The sequence below is a fragment of the Glycomyces sambucus genome, from assembly GCF_900102815.1.
Taxonomy (GTDB): Bacteria; Actinomycetota; Actinomycetes; order Mycobacteriales; family Micromonosporaceae; genus Glycomyces; species Glycomyces sambucus.
This window is the reverse complement of the sequence record NZ_FNGF01000007.1, coordinates 175,493-194,878: the sequence shown is the minus strand read 5'-3', so window position 1 is coordinate 194,878 and position 19,386 is coordinate 175,493. Positions and strand designations below refer to the sequence as shown.

Genomic DNA, 19,386 nt, shown 5'->3' with positions numbered 1-19,386 from the left:
CGGTAACGCGGATTCGCCAGGTTTACTTGTTCGTCGGGTTTTTCTACTTGTCGCCGTCCTGCTGCCCGAGCGCCCCGCCGAGGGCACCGCTGACCAGACCGCTGAGGTTCCGCAGGGTCTCCTGGACCTGGTCGCGCTTCGCGGTGAGCTCGGAGACCTTCGTCTCGGCGTCGCGCGTGACGCGCTCGGCGTCGGACTTGGCGTCCGCGAGCAGCCGCTCGGCCTCGGACTTGGCGTCGGACACGAGCTTGTTCGCGTCCTTCTTGGCCTTGCCGGTGGTGTCCTCGGCGTACTTGTCGGCCTCGGACCGCTTCTCCTCGCCGCGGGTCTCCGCGGACTTCGCGCGCTCCTCGGCGTCGCGGGCGCGGTTCTCGGCATCCGACACGAGCTTCTGGGTCTCGGCGACCGCACGGGTGTGGCGCTCGGACTCCTCGCGCTCGGCCTTCTCCTTGCGCTCGGCCAGTTCGAGGTCGAGGGCCTGGAGGTCCTTGTCGCGCTTCTCCTTCGCCTCGGCGAAGAGCTTCGCGGCCTCGGCGCGCTTCTCCTCCGCCTCGCGGGCGGCCTTGGCGCGCAGCTGGGTGATCTCGCGGTCCGCCGTGGCGCGGAGGGTCGCGACCTCGCGCTCGACGGACGCCTTGAGCTCGGCCACCTCGTGGCCGGTCGCGGTGCGCAGCTGCTTGGTCTCGCGCTCGGCGTCGGCGCGGAGGGTCTCGCATTCGCGGCGGGCGTTGGTCCGCAGCTCCGCGACCTCGCGCTCCACCTGCGTGCGCAGGGCGTTGGCCTCGCGCTCGGCGTTCTGCTTCAGCGAGCCGGCCTCGCCGCGGGCGGCGTCGGTGATCTCGCGCGACTCCAGGCGGGCGGCCGAGAGGATCCCCTCGGTCTCGCGCTTCGCCTCGGCGCGGTGCTCGTTGGCCTGCTCTTCGGCCAGGCGCAGGATCTGCTCGACGCGGGTGCCGAGGCCGGACAGGGTCGGGCGCGTGTTCTCCTCAAGCTGCTTCTGCTGCTCGGCGAGGCGCTGCTCGAGACCCTGGATGCGCTGCTCGGCCTGGCGCAGACGACGCTGCGCGTCGGTCATCCGCTGCTCGGCCTCTGTCCGCTGCGACTCGGTCTGCTTCTGCTTCGCCAGGTTCTTCTGGATGAACTCATCCACCTGGTGCCGGTCGTAACCCCGCAACTGCACGGGGAATTCCGGCACCGATTGGTCGTTGTCGAAAAAGGTACTGCTGGAGGGCTGCTGCGACATGGACCAATACTTGCAGACGCGAATGGGAATGTCGACAGCAAGGTCAGGGGTTTGTGGGCGCCGAATCACCCGCAACACTAGCCGCAAATCGGGCGAAACCCTTGGAACGACACGGAAGTGGAACGGGGTGAAGTTTCGGTGTCCTCCGGGTATCACCCGAATGGCGTCGTTTATCTGACACTCAGGGTGACAACCGGCCCTGACCTGCGCCGCCCGGGCTCCGAAGGGCCTTAGGCGGGTTGGACGAGTTCGACCAGGACCCCGCCCGCGTCCTTCGGGTGCACGAAGTTGATGCGCGACCCGGCGGTGCCCTCCCGCGCCTCCTCGTACAGCAGCCGCGCGCCCCGCGCGCGCAGCGCCGCCGCGGCGGCCTCCACGTCCGCGACGGTGAACGCCAGCTGCTGGAGCCCGGGGCCCTTGGTCCCCAGGAACTTCGCGATCGTCGACTCCGGCGTCAGCGGCGCGAGCAGCTGCACCTGCGCGCCGCCCTCGGGCCACGCGACCATCACCTCGACCACCCCCTGCGCCTCGTTGACCTCGCGGTGCACCGCTCTGCCGCCGAGCGCGCCCTCGTACCACTCCAGGGCCGCGTCGAGGTCGGGCACCGCGATGCCGATGTGATCGATGCGCCGCAATCCGATTCCGTCCGTGAACGTCATACGATCGAGCGTATCGAGCGAATCGACCAACGGAGGTCCGCCATGAACGACCACTCGGCCCTTGACGACACGACCGTCATCCTCGCCGCCGCCCGGACACCCACCGGGCGCTTCAACGGGGCGCTCGCCGACACCCCGGCCACCGACCTGGCCGGGACCGCGATCCGAGCCGCCATCGAACGCGCGGGCGTCGCCCCCGACCTGGTCGACCAGGTCCTCCTCGGACAGGTCCTGTCCGCGGGCTGCGGCCAGAACCCCGCCCGCCAGGCCGCCGTGGCCGCCGGGCTCCCCATGCGCGTGCCCGCGCTCGCGATCAACAAGGTGTGCCTCTCCGGGCTCACCGCCGTCGGGTTCGCCGACCAGCTCCTGCGCGGCGGCGCCGCGGACGTGGTCGTCGCCGGCGGCATGGAGTCGATGAGCCGCGCCCCGCACCTGCTGCCCGGCTCGCGCCGCGGCTTCAAGTACGGCGACGCGGTCCTCCTCGACCACCTCGCCCACGACGGCCTCACCGACGCCTACGACGGCATCTCCATGGGCGAGTCCACCGAGCGCCACCTCAAGGGCCGCTCGATCACCCGCGAGCAGCAGGACGCCTTCGCCGCCGACTCGCACCAGAAGGCCGCCAAGGCCGCCGAGCGCCTCGCCGAGGAGATCACCCCCGTCGAGACCCGCCGCGGCTACGTCGACGCCGACGAGGGCGTGCGCCCCGAGTCGACCCCCGAGGGCCTCGCGCAGCTGCGCCCGGCCTTCACCGAGAACGGCACCATCACCGCCGCCTCCGCCTCCCAGATCTCCGACGGCGCCTCCGCGCTCGTCCTTACCCGCAGGTCCGTGGCCGAGGCCAACGGCTGGGCCTGGACCGCCGAGATCCTCGCGTACGCCACCGTCGCCGGACCCGACAACTCCCTGCTCGACCAGCCCGCCAACGCGATCGCCAAGGCCCTCGCCCTCGCGGGCGCCACCGCCGCCGACCTCGACGTGGTCGAGATGAACGAGGCGTTCGCGGCCGTCGTCCTCGCCTCCGCCGAGACCCTGGGCGTCGACCTCGCCCGCGTCAACCCCGACGGCGGCGCGATCGCCCTCGGCCACCCGATCGGCGCCTCCGGCGCCCGCCTCGCCCAGACCCTCGCCCGCCAGCTCGCCCCCGGCGCGATCGGCGCCGCCGGCCTGTGCGGCGGCGGCGGGCAGGGCGACGCCATCGTCCTCAAGGGAGCCTGATGGCGACCGGCGAACGCACGCTCGACGACCGCGCCGCCGACGGCGGCGGCCGACACGACCGGGCGCCGAGCGGCGGCGCCCCGGAGGACCGCACCCGGAGAGGCACCACGTTGCAGGACAGCGCTCTGGAGGACACCGTCGCGGCGGCCCGCAAGGGGGACCGCCGGGCCACCGCCCGCCTCCTCACCGTCCTGGAGAACGACACGCCCGCCGCGCCCGCGCTCGCGGGCCTCGTCAAGGGGGGCGAGGCCCAGGTCGTCGGCATCACCGGCTCGCCCGGCGTCGGCAAGTCCACGCTCGTCTCGGCGCTCATCGGCGCCTGGCGCGCGCAGGGCCTGCGCGTCGGCGTGCTCGCCGTCGACCCCTCCAGCCCCTTCTCCGGCGGCGCGATCCTCGGCGACCGCGTCCGCATGGCCGATCACGCCCTCGACCCCGGCGTCTACATCCGCTCGATCGCCACCCGCGGCCACCTCGGCGGCCTCGCCGCCACCACCGGCGCGGGCGTGCGGCTCCTCGAAGGGCTCGGCTTCGACGTCGTCATCGTCGAGACCGTCGGGGTCGGCCAGGCCGAGGTCGAGATCGCCTCGCTCGCCGACACCACCCTGCTGCTGCTCGCCCCCGGCATGGGCGACGGCATCCAGGCGGTGAAGGCCGGCGTGGTCGAGATCGCCGACGTCTACGTCGTCAACAAGGCCGACCGGCCCGGCGCCGACGGCACCGTCCGCGACCTCAAGGCCATGATGAGCCTCGTCCGCCGCGAGCCCGGGGAGTGGCGCCAGCCCGTCTGCACCACCGTCGCCTCCGAGGCGAAGGGCGTCGACGAGCTCATCGCCGCCATCGGGAAGCACCACGACTGGCTCGCCGAGGGCGACCGGCTCGCCGACCAGCGCCGCCGCCGGGCCGCCGCCGAGATCCGCGCGCGGGTCGACGCGGCCCTGCGCGAGCGGTTCAAGGTCACCGAGGCGCTGGCGGAGGCCGTCGCGAGCGGCGAGACGGACGTGGCGTCGGCGGCGCGGAGCGTTCTCGGCGACACCGGCTAAACCTCTTCGCCTTCGCACCGCGCGGCTTCGTAGACTGGAGCGGTGACAGACGCAGTTGAGCAGACACCGGCCCCGGAAACCCACCTGCCGAAGACGTACGCGCCCGTAGAGGTAGAGGCGCGACGCTACGCGAAGTGGGTAGCCGACGGCCGGTTCAAGGCTGCCGACGACTCCGACCGCGAGCCCTACGCGATCGTGATCCCCCCGCCGAACGTGACGGGGCAGCTCCACCTCGGGCACGCGCTCGACCACACCCTGATCGACACGCTGGTGCGGCGCGAGCGCATGCGCGGCAAGGAGGCCCTGTTCCTCCCCGGCACCGACCACGCCGGCATCTCCACCCAGAACGTGGTGGAGCGCCAGCTCGCCGACAAGGAGGGGCTGTCCCGCCACGACCTGGGGCGCGAGGCGTTCGTGGACAAGGTGTGGGAGTGGAAGGACGTCTACCACGAGCGCATCACCTCGCAGATGAAGAAGATCGGCGACGGCGTCGACTGGGACCGCGAGCGGTTCACCCTCGACGACGGCCTGTCCTCCGCCGTGCAGACCATGTTCAAGCGCATGTACGACGACGGCATGATCTACCGCGCCGAGCGCATCATCAACTGGTGCCCGCGCTGCATGACCGCGCTCTCGGACATCGAGGTGGAGCACCAGGAGGACGCGGGCGAGCTCGTGTCGATGCGCTACGGCGAGGGCGACGCCTCGATCGTGGTGGCCACGACCCGTCTGGAGACGATGCTCGGCGACACCGCCGTGGCCGTCCACCCCGACGACGAGCGCTACCGGCACCTGCTCGGCACCACCGTGGAGGTGCCGTTCACGGGCCGCCGCATCCCGATCGTGGCCGACTCGCACGTCGACCCCGAGTTCGGGACCGGCGCCGTCAAGGTGACGCCCGCGCACGACCCGAACGACTTCGCGATCGGCCAGCGCCACGGCCTGGAGTCGATCCTCATCATGGACGAGCGCGGCGTGATCACCGCGCACGGCCCGTTCCAGGGGCTCGACCGGTTCGAGGCCCGCTCGGCGATCGCGGCCGCGCTGCGCGCCGAGGGCCGCATCACGGCCGAGAAGCGCCCGTACATGCACGCGGTCGGGCACTGCGAGCGCTGCGACACCACGGTGGAGCCGCGGCTGTCGAAGCAGTGGTTCGTGAAGGTGGAGCGCCTCGCGAAGTCCGCGGGCGACGCGGTGCGCTCGGGCGAGACGAAGATCCACCCGCCGGAGATGGAGAAGCGGTTCTTCTCGTGGGTCGACAACCTGCTCGACTGGTGCATCTCGCGCCAGCTGTGGTGGGGGCACCGGATCCCGATCTGGTACGGCCCGAACGGCGAGGAGGTGTGCGTGGGCCCGGGCGAGAGCGCCCCGGAGGGCTACGTGCAGGACCCCGACGTGCTCGACACGTGGTTCTCCTCAGGGCTCTGGCCGTTCTCGACCTTCGGCTGGCCGGAGGACACGAAGGCGCTGGAGAAGTTCTATCCGACGGCGGTGCTGGTCACCGGCTGGGACATCATCTTCTTCTGGGTGGTCCGGATGATGATGTTCGGGACGTACGCCATGGGCAGGGCCCCGTTCGGCGAGGTGTTCCTGCACGGCCTCATCCGCGACAAGCACGGCAAGAAGATGTCGAAGTCCTCCGGGAACGGCATCGACCCGCTGGAGGTCGTGGACCAGTACGGTGCGGACGCGCTGCGGTTCATGCTCGCGCGGGACGCGAACCCGGGCGCGGACTCGATCGCGTCGATCGAGCTGGCCGAGGTGGCCCGGAACTTCTGCAACAAGCTGTGGAACGGGACGCGGTTCGCGCTCATGTCGGGCGCGACCGTGGAGGGCGACCTGCCGTCCGACCCGTCGCTCGTCGACCGGTGGATCCTCTCGCGCCTCTCGCGCACCGTGGAGGGCGTCGACGCCCACCTGGAGCAGTACGAGTTCGCGAAGGCGATGGACCTGCTGTACCACTTCGCGTGGGACGACGTCTTCGACTGGTACCTGGAGCTGACGAAGCCGGTGCTCGCCGAGGGCGGGCAGCGCGCCGAGGACACGCGCCGGATCATCGGGCACGTGTTCGACCAGCTCCTGCGGCTGCTGCACCCGGTGATCCCGTTCGTGACCGAGGAGCTGTGGCTCACGCTCACCGGCACCGAAGACCGGGGCGACTCGCTGACGGTGGCCGCGTGGCCGCGGCCCGCGGGCGCCGACGACGAGGCCGAGCGGCTCGTGGGCGCCCTCCAGCACCTGGTGACCGAGGTGCGGCGCTTCCGCTCCGACCAGGGCGTGAAGCCGAGCCAGCCGGTGCCGGCCCGGATCTCGGGGCTCGCCGCGGCGGGCCTGGCCGACCAGGAGCCGCTGGTGCGCGCGCTGGTGCGCCTTGAGGCCGAGGCCGAGGGCTTCGCACCCACCGCGGAGCTCGCGGTGTCCGACCAGGTCACCGTGGGGCTCGACACGTCGGGGACCATCGATGTGGCGGCCGAGCGGGCGCGCCTGGAGAAGGCCCTGAAGGTCGCGGAGAAGGAGCTGGCCGGGACGACCGGGAAGCTCGGCAACGAGGCGTTCCTGGCGAAGGCGCCGGACGCCGTGGTCGACAAGATCAAGGCGCGCAAGGCGACCGCCGAGGCCGACATCGCGCGCGTCACCGCGCAGCTCGCACGACTCACGTGAGTGGAGGCCGGGGCTCTGAGGCCCCGGCCTCCCCTTCCAACTGGGGGACGACCACATTGAACGCCGAACTGGCGCAAGTCGAAGCGGCGCTTGAATCCCGCGGGTTCTCCCGCTGGGACTTCACGCTCGACCGCATCAAGCAGCTCCTCGACCTCATGGGCGACCCGCAGCGGTCGTTCCGGTCGGTCCACGTCACCGGCACCAACGGCAAGACGTCGACCACCCGCATGATCGAGCGGCTGCTGCGCGGGCACGGCCTGCGCACGGGCATGTTCACCTCGCCGCACCTCAACGACGTGACCGAGCGAATCTGCGTCGACGGCGAGCCCATCAGCCCCGAGCGGCTCGCCCAGCAGTACTACGAGATCGCGCCGCTGGCCGAGCTCGTCGACCGCGAGGCCACCGAGTCGCTGACGTACTTCGAGATGACCGTCGCGCTCGCCATGGGCGCGTTCGCCGACACCCCGATCGACGTCGGCGTCATCGAGGTCGGGCTGGGCGGCGAGACCGACTCGACGAACGTCCTCAACGCCGAGGTCGCGGTCATCACCCCGATCGGCATCGACCACACGAAGTGGCTCGGCGAGACCATCGCCGAGATCGCGACCATGAAGGCCGGGATCGTCCACGAGGGCTCGACACTCGTCACCTCCGTGCAGGAGCGCTCGGCGATGGAGCCGCTGCTGCGCCGCGCGCAGTCGATGGGCGCCAAGCTCGTCCCCGAGGGCCGCGGCTTCGAGGTGACCTCCCGCGAGGTCGCCGTCGGCGGGCAGCTCGTCACGATCGAGACCCGCGCCGCCCGCTACCAGGACCTGTTCCTGCCGTTGCACGGCGAGTACCAGGCGCACAACGCGGCGCTCGCGCTCGCGGCCGTCGAGGTGCTCCTCGGCGCGGGCGAGCCGAAGGCCCTCGACGCCGAGGTGGTCGGCCAGGCGTTCGCGGAGTTCGCCTCCCCGGGCCGCCTGGAGGTCGTGCGCAACGAGCCCGCGGTCGTCCTCGACGCGGCGCACAACCCGGCGGGCATGGAGGCCATGGCGAAGGCCGTGGAGGAGTCGTTCAACTTCCGCAAGCTCGTCGGCGTCGTGGGGATGCTCGCGGACAAGGAGGTCGACCACATGCTCGAACTCCTGGAACCGGTCCTCGACGAGATCGTCATCACGAAGTCGTCCTCGGACCGGGCGATGCCCGCGGCGACGCTCGCGAAGCTCGCCGTGGAGGTCTTCGGCGAGGAGCGCGTCCACGTGTACCCGCACCTGCGCGACGCGATCGCCCGCGGCATCGAGCTCGCCGAGGAGGCCGACGACCTGTACGAGTCGGGCGGGGGCGTCCTCGTCACCGGCTCGGTGTTCACCGTCGCCGACGCCCGCCGCATCCTGGTGGGCCGCCGTGGCTGACCCCGGCGACCACGAGCACCCGGAGCGGCCCGAGGACGCCGAGGCCCCCTGGGAGGAGCCGGACCCGAACCGCTCGGGCCTGCGCGACCCGGCCCGCGCCGCGCGCGGCCTCGCGGCGATGGCCCTCGCGTTCGAGGCGCTGGCGCTGCTGCTGGCGATCGTCCCGATGCGGATCATCCTCGACGACCCCGCGCCCGCGACGATCGCGATCGTCGCCCTGGTGCTCGCCGCGGTCGTCCTGGCGGGCATGGCGAAGCGCCCGTGGATCTGGCCCGCGGGCGCGGTGCTCCAGGTCGCGGTGATCGCGTGCTGGCCGATCCACTGGTCGCTCGGCGTCGCGGGGATCGTGTTCGCCTGCGTGTGGGGCTACTGCTGGCACGTCAAGCGCCAGCTCGGCCTGCCTCCCAGACGATGAGGATCCTCTCCGTGGAACTGAAGACCGAACGCCTGTCCCTGCGTCCGCTCGCCGAGTCGGACGCGAAGGACCTCGCGGCGATCAACGCCGACCCGGAGGTCATGCGCTACATCGGGTCCGGCGCGCCGCGCACCCCGGAGCAGACCGAGGCCCTGTGCGCGAAGGCCGCGGCCCACTGGGACGAGCACGGCTGGGGCGCGTTCGCCGTGTCCGAGCGCGCCACCGGCGACCTCGTCGGGCTCGGGATCCTCGCGACGCCCTCGTTCCTGCCGGAGATCCTGCCCGCCACCGAGGTCGGGTGGCGGATCGCCCGCGGCCGCTGGGGCCGCGGCTACGCGCCCGAGGCCGCCCGCGCGGTGGTCGGCTTCGCGTTCGGCGACCTCGGCCTCGACCGGGTCGTCTCGTGCGTCCACGCCGAGAACGCGGCCTCGGTCCGCGTCGCCGAGAAGCTGGGCATGGCCCTCGAACGCGAGACCGTGGTCCCGGGACTCGACGTCCCCTGCCGCGTCTACGAGCTGCGGGCCTGAGCGCTCAGTCGCTGCCCGCGTCCATGCCGCTGGTGATCCCGACGTTGTAGCCTCCGGCGGCGTGCCAGCCGCCGGGGATCGGGGCGGGACTCGCGCCGTCGAACTCGTCGTCGTCGCGCAGGCGGCGGCGCTTGCGCCGGTCCCGGGCGCCGGTGATGACGGCCGCCGCGGCGACCGCGCCGACGATGACGCCGGCGAGGATCATCTCGACCATGTGGACTCCTCGTGCCAGGGGCGGTCCGGTGGCTCCGGTCCGCGGGCCCTACCGGTAAGACGCGCGGGCGACCGCCCGCGGACGCTCCGTGACTGTCGGGTAGCCGACAAACCACGTTCTGTGAGTCCGGTTGCGTCGCATCGACATGCCATAGTGAACCTGTCCGTTTCGGTCCCCGAGCGTACGGCGGTGGTCCCCTGTGAAGATGCAGCCTCGGCAGCAGCTCCTCGACATCTGGCGGGCGCAGATCGCCTTCAGCTGGCGCCCCGCCGAGGACGGCTCGCGGCGCCGCGAGTGGTTCTGGGGCGGCCGCAACCCCTCCGACGCCGTCGGCGACGCCCAGCAGCTCCTGTGCCTGCTCTACCCCGCCCAGGAACTCCCCGACCTGCGCTACGCCGACCCCGACGCCACCAGCGACGCCGTCCTCGACGCCCTCTCCGGGCTCGGCGACGCCGTCGAGATCCCCATCCGGATCATGCGGCTCGTCAAGGAGTACATGGAGAAGCACGTCGACGCCGACGGCGTCCCCGTCTACTCCGGCGGCGCCAACATGCACCGCGTCGACAAGAACCGCAAGGCCACCGCCGAGCAGCGCGCCATCGACGTCACCGAGGGCTTCGCCCTCGCGATCCCCCTGAGCCTCACCGCGCTCACCTTCCTCGCCGACTTCTCGCCCACCGTCGACCGCATGGGCCGCGCCGACCTCGTCGAAGAGCTCCACCACGTCGAGCGCGTCGTCCACCGCCGCCTCCTCGGCGCGATCACCGGCCTCCTGCGCTCCTTCGCCGTCTCCACCTTCGACGCCGACGACGACTTCGGCCGCCAGCTCATCGCCCTTATCAACGTCGACGGCCAGCCCGACCGCAAGATCGTGCGCCGCTTCCGGGAGGCGGCCGCGGAGATCATCGCGACCCTCCGCACCATCACTGTCGGCTCCGGCGGCACCGCCGGCGTCGAGGCCCCCACGAAGCTCTTCGAGATCGGCTGGTCCTGGTCGGTCGTGGAGAAGGCCCCCGACATCCCCGAGGTCTCCGACACCTCCACCCAGCGCGTCGGCCGCGCCGAGGACGCCCCCTACCTGTACTTCACCGTGGTCGCCCTCGAAGCCATCGCCACCCTGTTCTCCGACCGCGTCATGCGCCGCAACCTCCTCACCGAGGAGGAGCGCCGCCTCTCCCAGTCGCTCCAGATCCGCCTCGACGTCACCCGCCGCTACTGGGCCATGGTCGCCTCCTTCGGCGGCGGCTCCAAGTGGCCCCTCGAAGACGTCCCCTGGCGCACCACCGACGGCCTGGAGTACGACTACTACAGCCTCCTCGTCTGCGCCGTCGCCACCGAGACCTTCGGCTCCCAGCGCGGCGGCGACGACGACCTCATCCGCCTCGCGAACGTCCTGGTCGAACTCGCCAACCGCGGCCGCATCACCCGCCGCCCCCTCGTCGGCGACCGCGCCGTCGAGATGCACTACCCCGGCGTGACGGCCGAGCTCGCCGGCATCGAGAAGCTCGACGGCCCGGCCATGATCTGGAACATGGTCGACTTCGCGCCGCTGCTCCTCAAGCGCATCTACGACGCCGCCGGCCTCCTGGTCACCATCGAGGCCCGCGCCCAGCTCCTGCAGGTCGCCGACCTCGTGTGGGACCACCTGGCGCGCAGGCGCATCCGCGAGGGCGGCGCCGCCCGCCTGTGGGACCAGCCGCAGCAGGTCTTCACCGAGCTGGAGAAGGTCTTCACCGACCCGTCCTGGCACTTCACGATCCGCGTGGTCGAGGCGATGGTGCTCGCCGCCCAGTTCGCCGGGTCCGAGCCCGCCCGCTCGCGGAGCCTGGAGGACCTGGCGCACGAACTGCTCGTGGAGGCCGAGCACATCTACGACCAGGAGCTGCTGCGCGGCTCGGGGAGCGCCGGACCGGCGCTGGCGCAGGAGATCCGCTCGGTCGGGCTGACGATCCGCCACGCCAAGGAGGTCGTGGACGAGCGTCCGGGCACCGCGTTCTCCCTGGGCGTCAAGGCCCTCATCGACCTCGACCGGCTCATCTCGGCCGGGCGCGACGCCGAGACCGGAGTGTGACGATGCTGCTGTTCGCGACCTCGGACAAGGGCGGCACGGGCCGGTCGGTCTCCTCGTGCAACCTCGCGTACCGGCGCGCCGTCCAGGGCATGAACGTGTGCTATGTGGACTTCGACTTCGGGTCCCCCACGGCCGGTGCGATCTTCGGCATCGACGACCTGGAGCACGGCACGCACGGCAGCGGCGTCCACGAGTACCTCCAGGACCTCGCCTCCGAGACCGAGCGGCACTCGGTGTGGGCCGTCAGCGACCGCGCCGAACTCCAGGCCCGCCCCGACGGCGCCGGCGAGCTCGTCCTGTGCCCCGGCGACGCGGACGGCTCCGAGTTCCCCGGCGACGCGCACACCGTCGACCGCTGCGTCACACTCCTGCAGGAGCTCTCGCGCGAATACGACCTCGTCATCGTCGACCTCTCCGCGGGCCGCTCCCACGCCACCGAGATGGTCATGGCCGCGACCGCCCGCCCCGAGCTCGCGAACCTCCCGTGGCGCTGGATCGTCTACCACCGCTGGACCAAGCAGCACGTCATCGCCGCCCACTCCCTCGTCTACGGCGAGCGCGGCCTCGTGGAGACCGCCAAGTCGTACGGCGAGGACTACCAGCGCAAGCTCCTCGCCTCGATCCGCTACGTGCGCACCGCGGTCGTCGACCCCGACGGCGCCGACCTCTCGGGCCTGGAGGCCACGCAGATCCGGTGGCTGCGCAAGATCGACGCCGACCTGCACCAGATGGCCGCCCGCCTCAAGCTCGGCCGCATGAACCTCCTCGGATCGGTCCCCCTCGACCCGGTCCTCCAGTGGCGCGAGCAGATCATCACCGACGCCGACACGGTGACGCTGCGGATCGCGAACCAGGAGACCGTCCGGGCCTTCGCCGACCTCGCCGCCCGCTCGGCCGAGGAGCTGTTCGTGCCCGGACTCGAAGCGAGCGTGCGGGGGATCGAATGACCTACGAGGAGACCAGCGCCAAGCAGCGCACCGAGCGGTTCGGCATGTCCCACCTGTCGATCGAGGTCGGGCACCTGTACGCCGACGACCTCGCCCGCCCCGACGCGCTCAAGGAGGAGATGGCCTCGGCGGCCGCGTGGGTCCACGGCACCACCGAGGCGCTGACGCGGCGCCTCGGCGGCCGCACGCCCCGCGTCTCCACCTGCTACCTCGTGGACGACTACTTCCACCACGACCTGCCCGAACCCGAACGGCTCATCGACACCGTCGCCGAGGCCGCCGCCGACGCGGGCCTGCGCATCGACTACCTCGCCCGCGAGTCCTCGTGCGACCGCATGGGGCCCTTGGACCTCGCCGGCCTCGTCGCCGACCGGATCGTGTTCGAGCCGCCGCCGGGCACCACCGGCGCGCGCCCGCCGGTCTCCGACCTCGGCTGGCTCCCCAACGGCGTGCCCACGCCGAAGCCGCGCGGCATCGCCATGGGCGCGCCGCTGCGGTGGGTCCCGCCGAGCCAGAACGCGCGCCGCGAGCACTCGGTGTTCCTCGACGTCGAGCTGTGGAACGACACCCCGCAGGGACGGCGCTGGTCGTGCCCGATGCTCGCCGCGGTCTGGCAGCTGCTGCGCCTGGGCGTCCTGCGCGACCAGGGCCGCCGCATCGGCGTGCCCGAGCCCGTCGAGTCCGTGGTGCCCGCCGAGCACGGGCACGCGCCCGGGCGGCGGACCGCGAGCCGCTTCCCCGACCGGTGGGCGGAGATGCCGCCGATCCTCCAGCTCAACGCGCAGGCGTTCCCGTTCCCGGCGTACCGGACCGTGTCGGTGCTGTCGACGGACTTCCTGGAGGTGGAGCACGCGGTCCGCGTCATCTGCGGCAGCATCCGCCCCGACCCGGGCGCGGTCGAGTCGATCCGCAAGTCCGCCGAACGCGAGGGCATGGCGCTCCCGGCCGAACTGGTCGACCGGCTCTCCTACATCTTCCAGGGCCCGATCTAGGGCCTACCTGAGGAAGTGGTCGGTGCCGCCGCCGCCCCGGCGCTGGCCCTGCTCCATCATGTCGAGCATCTTCGCCGCGAGATCCGCTGCGCCGTAGTCGATCTGGGACCTGACCCGCTCGGTCATGGTCGCCCACTGCCGCGACAGGCCCGGGCGCCGCTCCAGCGAGTCCCACAGGAACTCCAGGTCCCGGGAGGTCCGGGCGCCCGCCGCCCACAGGTGCATCAGGTGGTCGACGACCGGGCGGAGGGTCCGCAGCGTGTGCCGCGGGTCCTCGCCGATCTTCGCGAGCGCGATCCGCGCGGCGACGGCCGTGAGCAGCCAGTCGTGGACGGCGAGGTCTTCGGCGGCGGCGGCGATCTGCTCGGGCTCGACCACGCCGGTCACCATGCTCATGCGCCGCCGGTCGCCGCCGACCAGGCGGAACGCGACGGCCCGGCCCTTGCCGGGGTCGGCGATGGCCGCCCACCGCAGCCGGGTGGACCCGGTCTTGACGGGCGGGCGCTGGTCGAGGACGGGCCGCGCGAGCACGTCGTGGATGGAGTGGCGGGCGATGGCCGCGGTGTCGAGCAGTTCGGTGCGGTCGCGCCGGTTCTCGGCGACGAGGAACGCGCGCGCGAGGCGTTCGACCTCGAAGTTCCCGATCGTCTCCAGCGTCCCGGGCCGGGCCAGGTAGTACGACCAGGGCATGCGCCGCGGCCGGGTCGGCGGGGACACCGACGTCCACGCCGAGCCCTGGAGCAGGTGCCCGCCGGTGAGGACCGCCCGGGAGCAGACGGTGCCGACGGCGCGGACCGACCCGTTCGCGGACCGGTCGTCGGCGTGCGGGTTGTCCTGCTTCGGCGCGAGCGGCAGCTTGCAGTCGACGCCGTGCAGGAGCACGGGCGAGGCCGTGTGCGGGACCGGCCGCGCCCATTGGACGACGGTCTCGCCGACCGCGAGCGACAGGGCCGCGCGGGCCTCCTCGGGCGTCAGCGGCCGCGAATGCGGCAGCAGCGCGGTGTGGATCTCGCCGACGATGAGCATGGGCACTCCTCTTCGCAAGGGCGGGAACGGGTTCCGGTTGCTAGTCGCGCTCCCGGTGCTCGGTGATGGCGAGGCCGTGGCCGTCCGGGTCGCGGAAGGCGGCGGCGCGCATCTCGTAGTTCTGGCCCAGGAGGGCGGTGCGGGGGAGGTGCAGGAACTGGACGCCGGCCTCGTTCATCTGCGTGAACGCGGCGTCGATGTCGCCGACCTCGAAGGTGAGGTGCATGATCCCGGTCTCGCCGGGGGGCGCGTCGGGCCGCTCCCACAGCAGGATCTTCCCGAACCCGGCGTCGAGCACGGCCGCTTCGGGGGTGCGGTCGGAGATCGCCAGACCCAGTGCGTCCGTGTAGAACTCGACTGACCGCTGGAGGTCGGTGACCACGAGTGTCGCGGCCACGTCGGTGACGTCGGTGCCGCCCAGGCGCTCCTCCGAGAGGAGCAGTTCGGCGAGGTCCCGGGCGAGGTTGCTCCCCTCCGCGGACGGCGAGCGGAGCTTCGACGCGGCTTCGGCGATGGGGCCCTTGGGGGGCGACGGTTCGTCGAGCGGTTCGGCGGGCGGCGCGGCGAGCGGCGTGACGAGAGGTGCGTCGAGGGGGTCGTCGAGCGGCATGTCGACGATCTCGACGCTGTTCTCGTTGGCGCGCACAGCAGAGCTTTCGTCCGTGCCCGCGACCACGGCCGCCCCGCCGATCTGCTCGCTCGGCAGCGTGAACGCGGCGGGCGGGTCCGCGGGCAGCGGTGCCGACTCCGAGGACGCGGAGTCCACGGGCGCGTCGGCGACCGGAGGTGCTTCGGCCGCTTGGGCTTCCGATCTGAACAGGGGCGCCTCGGCGGCGGCCGGTTCGACCGCGGACTCCCGGGCGGCCTGGGTCTCGACCACCACGTAGGTCGTGGGCGACGGCTCCTCGATCGGGTAGGTCTCGGTGGCGGGCGGTTCCTCCACCGGATAGGTCTCGGCCGCCTTCGGTTCATTCAGCGGCTGCGACGCGGCCTTCAGCGCCTCAGACGCCACCGGCACCACCCCGAGCGGGGGCGCCGCCGCAGCGGCGGCTTGCGCCGTCTCGCACTTCGGATGCTCCTCGACCGGTTCGACCGCAACGGGATCGGAGACGACGGGTTCGGCTGTACCGGTTTCGACCGTGCCTGCTTCGACCGTGCCTCTTTCGAGCGTGCTCGGCTCGACCGCCACCGGCTCCGAGGCGACGCGTTCCGACACGGGGAAGTCGGGTTCGGCAGGCTCGGCGATGGCAGGTTCGGCAGCGGCCGTTTCGGAGCCGGCCGGTTCGGCGGCGGCCGTTACGACTACCGGGGCCGCCTGCGGCGCACGCTCAGCGACCAGGGGTTCGTCGATCACGGTCGCGGGCGTCACCACCGCGATCGGCGCCGCGGCTGCTGGCCGCGACGGTTCCGGTTGCGGCGCAGGAGGAGGCGTCGCCAGCGGCGCGGTCTCGGGCCGGTTCGGCTCGAACAGGTCGTCAAGGGAACCGCGCTCGGGCTCCTTCACCGCCGCGCCGCGCGGCGGGTCGTCCTCGACGATGAGGTCTTCGAGCCGGTGCTGCCCGATCAGCGGCGGGGCCGGGACCGGCTGCGGGAAGCGCCGGGCCGAGTGCTCCACCGTGAAGAACGTGATCGTCCCCGCCAGGCACAGGAACGCGAGCACGGCGATGCCGACGCTCTGCGCGCCGATCGCCATGGAGGTGAAGAAGAACGCCAGGATCAGTAAAGTGATGGCGCCGATCGCGCGGGAGGTGCGCCACCGCATCCGCCTGTCCGCGTTGAGGACCGTCCCGATCGCCTCGCCGCCGGCCGCGTGGTGCTGGCGCGAGTGCAGGTCCTTCATGGCGTGCTGGTTGATCGCCCACCAGCGCGCCTGGTTCTGGCGCCGCTGCTGGTCCATCAGGAGCCGCTGCTGGCGCAGCTGCTCCGCGGTCATGCCCCGGGCCTGCTGCCTCCCGTTGCCGCGCGGCTGCGCCTTCAGCGGCGCCGCCTTGCGCACTCCGGCCGCGCCCTTGGCCCCGCCCTTGACGGCGGCGCCCTTCGCCCCGCCGCGGGCGGCCCCGCCCTTGGCACCGCCCCGGCTGGGGGCCTTGGTAGGCCGCGGGGCGGGACGGGGTGGCTGTCTCGAGGGCATCTGGGACACCTCATCCGCAACTGGGTAACCGGGTTTCAATGTGAATCGTACGTGGGGGAGGCAACAGACACAACATCGCTTACGATGGCAGCCACTAATCCGACACACGCCTTCAAGGAGTTCCCGTGGCCGAGCAGCGCACGCTCGTGTTGATCAAACCCGACGCCGTCCGGCGCGGGCTCATCGGCGAGGTCCTCGCCCGCCTGGAGCGCAAGGGGCTGCGCGTCGAGGAGCTGCGGCTGCGCACCATGGACGCGGCGCTGTCGGACGCGCATTACGCCGAGCACGTGGGCCGGCCCTACTACGAGGGCCTCAAGGACTTCATGACCTCCGGCCCGCTGGTGAGCCTGGTCGTGGCCGGGGACGAGGCGATCCCGGTGGTGCGCAAGCTCGCCGGGGCCACCGACGGCCGCAAGGCCGAGCCGGGGACGATCCGCGGCGACTTCTCGCTGTCGAACCAGCAGAACCTCGTGCACGCCTCGGACTCGGAGGAGTCCGCGAAGCGCGAGATCGACCTCTGGTTCTAGACCGCCCGATCCGGGGGCACCGCTTCCGGAGGTGTTGACGCACCGCTGACGACGCTGGCAGCAGTGCGGTCCGGGCCGTGCGCTACGCGGGGCTCGGGTGCTGGATCGCCGCCAGGTCGGCCGGGGTGTCGACGTCGATCGGGTCGCCCGGGCACGCGACCTCGCGCACCAGGCCGGGGTTCGCGGTGATGAAGTCGCGGGCCCCGCGGTCGCCGGTCGCCCCGTCGGCGATGGCGTCCAGGTGCTCGCGCGCGAAGTACATCGGGTGGCCGCGCCGGCCCTCGTAGGTGGCGATCGCGACCGCGGCCCCCTCGGCGGCTGCGGCGACCAGCCGCCGGACCGCCTCGGCCTCGATGCGCGGCTGGTCGACGAGGGTCACGACGACCCCTTCGTACCGTGCCGGGACGGCGGCGAGCCCGGCCTTCAGCGACGTGGACAGCCCCTGCCCCCAGCGCCGGTTGAGCACCGGCGTGAACGCCTCCGTGGCCGCCGAGAGCGCCTGCTCGGCTCCCGCGCCGAGGACGGCGAGCACTTGGCGGCAGCCCCCGTCGCGCAGTGTGGCCACGGCCCGGTCGAGCAGGCTGCGGCCGTCGTACTGGACGAGGGCCTTGGGCTGGCCGAAGCGCCTTCCGGCGCCTGCGGCGAGCACGAGCCCCGCGGTGTTCCCCATGGTCTTGCTCCCCCTTCGATGGTCCCGCCTCGCGGCGGGAGGTGCGGCGGCGCCCCCTGCGCCGCCTGCTGGCGGGGCGGTCAGTCCAGGCTGACCGCCAGTGCGAGGTCCATCCGGTCGAGGGGATTGCGCAGGTCGCGGCCGGTGAGTTCTTCGACGCGGCGCATGCGGTACCGGACGGTGTTCACGTGGACGTGGAGGCTCGCGGCGCACTGGCGCCAGGAGCCGTCGCATTCGAGGAACCGCCGGAGGGTCGGCAGCAGGTCGGAGCGGTGCCGGGCGTCGTACTCCAGGAGCGGGTCGAGCACGCGGGTACGGAAGGCCCTGGACACGTCCGGGGGGACGGCGGCCAGGAGCATCCGGTGCGAGACGAGGTGGTCGGGTTCGGCGACCTCGATGCGGCCGGGCCGCGGCTGGGCGAGCGCGGCGGTGTGCCGGGCCTGCTCCAGCGCGCCGTGCAGGCCCGCGGGGGAGTGGACGGGGTCGGCGAGGCCGATGCCGACGGCGCCGGGCCCGCCCGGGTGCGCGGCCTGAAGCGCTGCGGCGCAGCGCCGGGCCCAGGCGACGAGCCGTCCGCGCTCCTCGGGGGCGGCGCCGGGGCCGGTGAGGACCGCGACGGTCTCGTTCCCGCAGGTCGCCCAGGCCGCGGCGGGCGGGCGCAGCGGGTCCTCGGCGCACGTGTCGAACTGGAGCGTCTCGGCGACGGCCGCCTCGCGCAGCGCTTCGGGGCCGCCGGTCGCCACGATCACGGTCGTCGGGCCCTCGGAGGCCAGGCCCGCCGAGCGCATCAGGTGCTCGTCGGCGCGGCCCTCGCGCAGCGCGGTCACCAGCTCCACGTGCGGGGCGGGCCGCTGCGAGGGGTCGTCGAGTTCGAGCATGAGCAGGGCCGACAGCTGCTCGGCGACGAGCCGGCGCTCCGGCGGCCACCGGGTGTGGTCGTCGCCGATCACCAGGAACCGTCCGGTGTGGATGGTCGAGCCGATGCCGAACACCGAGCACGCGCGGTGCCGGTCGAGGGTCACCTTCTGCGGCAGGCGGTCCGCGGCGTGCGCACGGGCGACGACCGCCGCCCGCTCGTCCTCGGCCAGGTCCAGGCTCCCGCGCAGGGCGCGCCCGGTCGGCGAGAGCACCAGGCACTCCATGCCCAGTTCCCGGTCGATGAGTTCGAGGATCTGGCCGATCCCGTCGGCGGCGATGAGCCGCCGGTGCCGGTCCAGGAGCGAGGCGAGGTCGCCGGAGCGGCCGACCGAGAGCCGCTGCACGATCCGCTCGGTGATCTCGGCGAACGCGACCTCGGCGTCCACGGCGAACAGCGGCAGGTCGTGGCGGGCGCACGCGTCCACCAGATCCGAGGGGACCGTGTGGAACTCGGGGTGGTCGCCCGCGCCGAGCGCGGTCACCCCGGCGGCGGTCAGGTTGCGCACGAACGCGTCCGAGTCCCGTTCGGCCCGGCGCCACATCATCCCGGTGAGCACCAGCTCCCCGCCGGACAGGTACCGGCGCGGGTCGCGCAGGTCGGTCGGCACGACCCACCGGACCTCGCGGTCCAGATGGTGCCCGCCCGAGACCAGGGTCAGGCCCAGTCCGGGCATCTGCAGCAGGGTTCGGAGTCGCATGGTGGCCCCCAGGGGGTCCGGCCTTCGCAGGCGGG

General features: G+C 72.7%; 17 protein-coding genes. 10 read left to right on the top strand and 7 right to left on the bottom strand.

The genetic code is table 11. The features are described 5' to 3' along the window. Positions 1-43: 43 nt before the first annotated feature. Positions 44-1,243: a coiled-coil domain-containing protein gene (locus BLS99_RS21170; RefSeq protein ID WP_091053714.1), complete on the bottom strand. Its 1,200-nt coding sequence runs from the start codon at positions 1,241-1,243 to the stop codon at positions 44-46. Positions 1,244-1,473: 230 nt separating this feature from the next. Beyond that, positions 1,474-1,902: a methylmalonyl-CoA epimerase gene (gene mce / locus BLS99_RS21165; protein WP_091053713.1), complete on the bottom strand. Its 429-nt coding sequence runs from the start codon at positions 1,900-1,902 to the stop codon at positions 1,474-1,476. Between the two features lie 42 nt (positions 1,903-1,944). Between mce and BLS99_RS21160 the strand changes: the two genes are divergently transcribed. Genes BLS99_RS21160 through BLS99_RS21135 form a run of 6 tightly spaced genes read left to right on the top strand, consistent with a single transcriptional unit; the run spans position 1,945 to position 9,157 of the window. Next, complete coding sequence (locus BLS99_RS21160; protein ID WP_091053712.1) at positions 1,945-3,120, top strand: acetyl-CoA C-acyltransferase; 1,176 nt, start codon at positions 1,945-1,947, stop codon at positions 3,118-3,120. Further along, on the top strand, positions 3,120-4,160 hold the full coding sequence (gene meaB, locus BLS99_RS21155; RefSeq protein ID WP_091053711.1) for a methylmalonyl Co-A mutase-associated GTPase MeaB: 1,041 nt from the start codon (positions 3,120-3,122) through the stop codon (positions 4,158-4,160). Before BLS99_RS21160 ends, meaB begins: the two co-directional genes overlap by 1 nt. Positions 4,161-4,202: 42 nt before the next feature. Then, positions 4,203-6,821, top strand: coding sequence for a valine--tRNA ligase (locus tag BLS99_RS21150; protein WP_091053710.1), 2,619 nt, complete (start codon positions 4,203-4,205; stop codon positions 6,819-6,821). Between the two features lie 56 nt (positions 6,822-6,877). Then, on the top strand, positions 6,878-8,215 hold the full coding sequence (locus BLS99_RS21145; protein WP_091053709.1) for a bifunctional folylpolyglutamate synthase/dihydrofolate synthase: 1,338 nt from the start codon (positions 6,878-6,880) through the stop codon (positions 8,213-8,215). After that, positions 8,208-8,630, top strand: coding sequence for a DUF4233 domain-containing protein (locus BLS99_RS21140; protein ID WP_218126765.1), 423 nt, complete (start codon positions 8,208-8,210; stop codon positions 8,628-8,630). The genes BLS99_RS21145 and BLS99_RS21140 overlap by 8 nt, the downstream gene beginning before the upstream one ends. Before the next feature lie 11 nt (positions 8,631-8,641). Beyond that, a complete protein-coding gene (locus BLS99_RS21135) occupies positions 8,642-9,157 on the top strand; it encodes a GNAT family N-acetyltransferase (protein WP_218126764.1) in 516 nt (171 codons plus the stop codon). Between the two features lie 4 nt (positions 9,158-9,161). On the opposite strand, the gene BLS99_RS21130 is transcribed toward BLS99_RS21135, so the two are convergent. After that, positions 9,162-9,371, bottom strand: coding sequence for a hypothetical protein (locus BLS99_RS21130; protein WP_091053707.1), 210 nt, complete (start codon positions 9,369-9,371; stop codon positions 9,162-9,164). Between the two features lie 205 nt (positions 9,372-9,576). On the opposite strand from BLS99_RS21130, the gene BLS99_RS21125 reads away from it, so the two are divergent. From BLS99_RS21125 to BLS99_RS21115, 3 genes are read left to right on the top strand one after another with little or no spacing between them, the layout of a single operon-like run. Next, positions 9,577-11,442: an SCO2524 family protein gene (locus BLS99_RS21125; RefSeq protein WP_143034894.1), complete on the top strand. Its 1,866-nt coding sequence runs from the start codon at positions 9,577-9,579 to the stop codon at positions 11,440-11,442. A 2-nt stretch (positions 11,443-11,444) separates the two neighbouring features. Then, positions 11,445-12,389, top strand: coding sequence for an SCO2523 family variant P-loop protein (locus tag BLS99_RS21120; protein WP_091053705.1), 945 nt, complete (start codon positions 11,445-11,447; stop codon positions 12,387-12,389). Next, positions 12,386-13,381 carry an SCO2522 family protein gene (locus tag BLS99_RS21115; protein WP_091053704.1) on the top strand — a complete coding sequence of 332 codons (996 nt, stop codon included), beginning with the start codon at positions 12,386-12,388 and terminating at the stop codon, positions 13,379-13,381. The genes BLS99_RS21120 and BLS99_RS21115 overlap by 4 nt, the downstream gene beginning before the upstream one ends. Before the next feature lie 3 nt (positions 13,382-13,384). Here the strand turns inward: BLS99_RS21115 and BLS99_RS21110 are convergent, their stop codons facing one another. Beyond that, positions 13,385-14,407, bottom strand: a complete 1,023-nt coding sequence (locus BLS99_RS21110; RefSeq protein ID WP_091053703.1) for an SCO2521 family protein — start codon at positions 14,405-14,407, stop codon at positions 13,385-13,387. A gap of 40 nt (positions 14,408-14,447) precedes the next feature. Further along, on the bottom strand, positions 14,448-16,538 hold the full coding sequence (locus BLS99_RS21105) for a VOC family protein (protein ID WP_091053702.1): 2,091 nt from the start codon (positions 16,536-16,538) through the stop codon (positions 14,448-14,450). A 125-nt stretch (positions 16,539-16,663) separates the two neighbouring features. Between BLS99_RS21105 and ndk the strand changes: the two genes are divergently transcribed. Then, complete coding sequence (ndk, locus tag BLS99_RS21100) at positions 16,664-17,065, top strand: nucleoside-diphosphate kinase (RefSeq protein ID WP_091053701.1); 402 nt, start codon at positions 16,664-16,666, stop codon at positions 17,063-17,065. A gap of 82 nt (positions 17,066-17,147) precedes the next feature. Here ndk and BLS99_RS21095 read toward each other — a convergent pair whose 3' ends face one another. Beyond that, the gene (locus BLS99_RS21095) at positions 17,148-17,735 is read right to left on the bottom strand and encodes a nucleotidyltransferase family protein (RefSeq protein WP_091053700.1); all 588 of its coding nucleotides are present in this window, start codon (positions 17,733-17,735) and stop codon (positions 17,148-17,150) included. 80 nt (positions 17,736-17,815) lie between these two features. Beyond that, the gene (locus BLS99_RS21090; RefSeq protein ID WP_176953468.1) at positions 17,816-19,351 is read right to left on the bottom strand and encodes a PucR family transcriptional regulator; all 1,536 of its coding nucleotides are present in this window, start codon (positions 19,349-19,351) and stop codon (positions 17,816-17,818) included. Positions 19,352-19,386 lie beyond the last annotated feature (35 nt).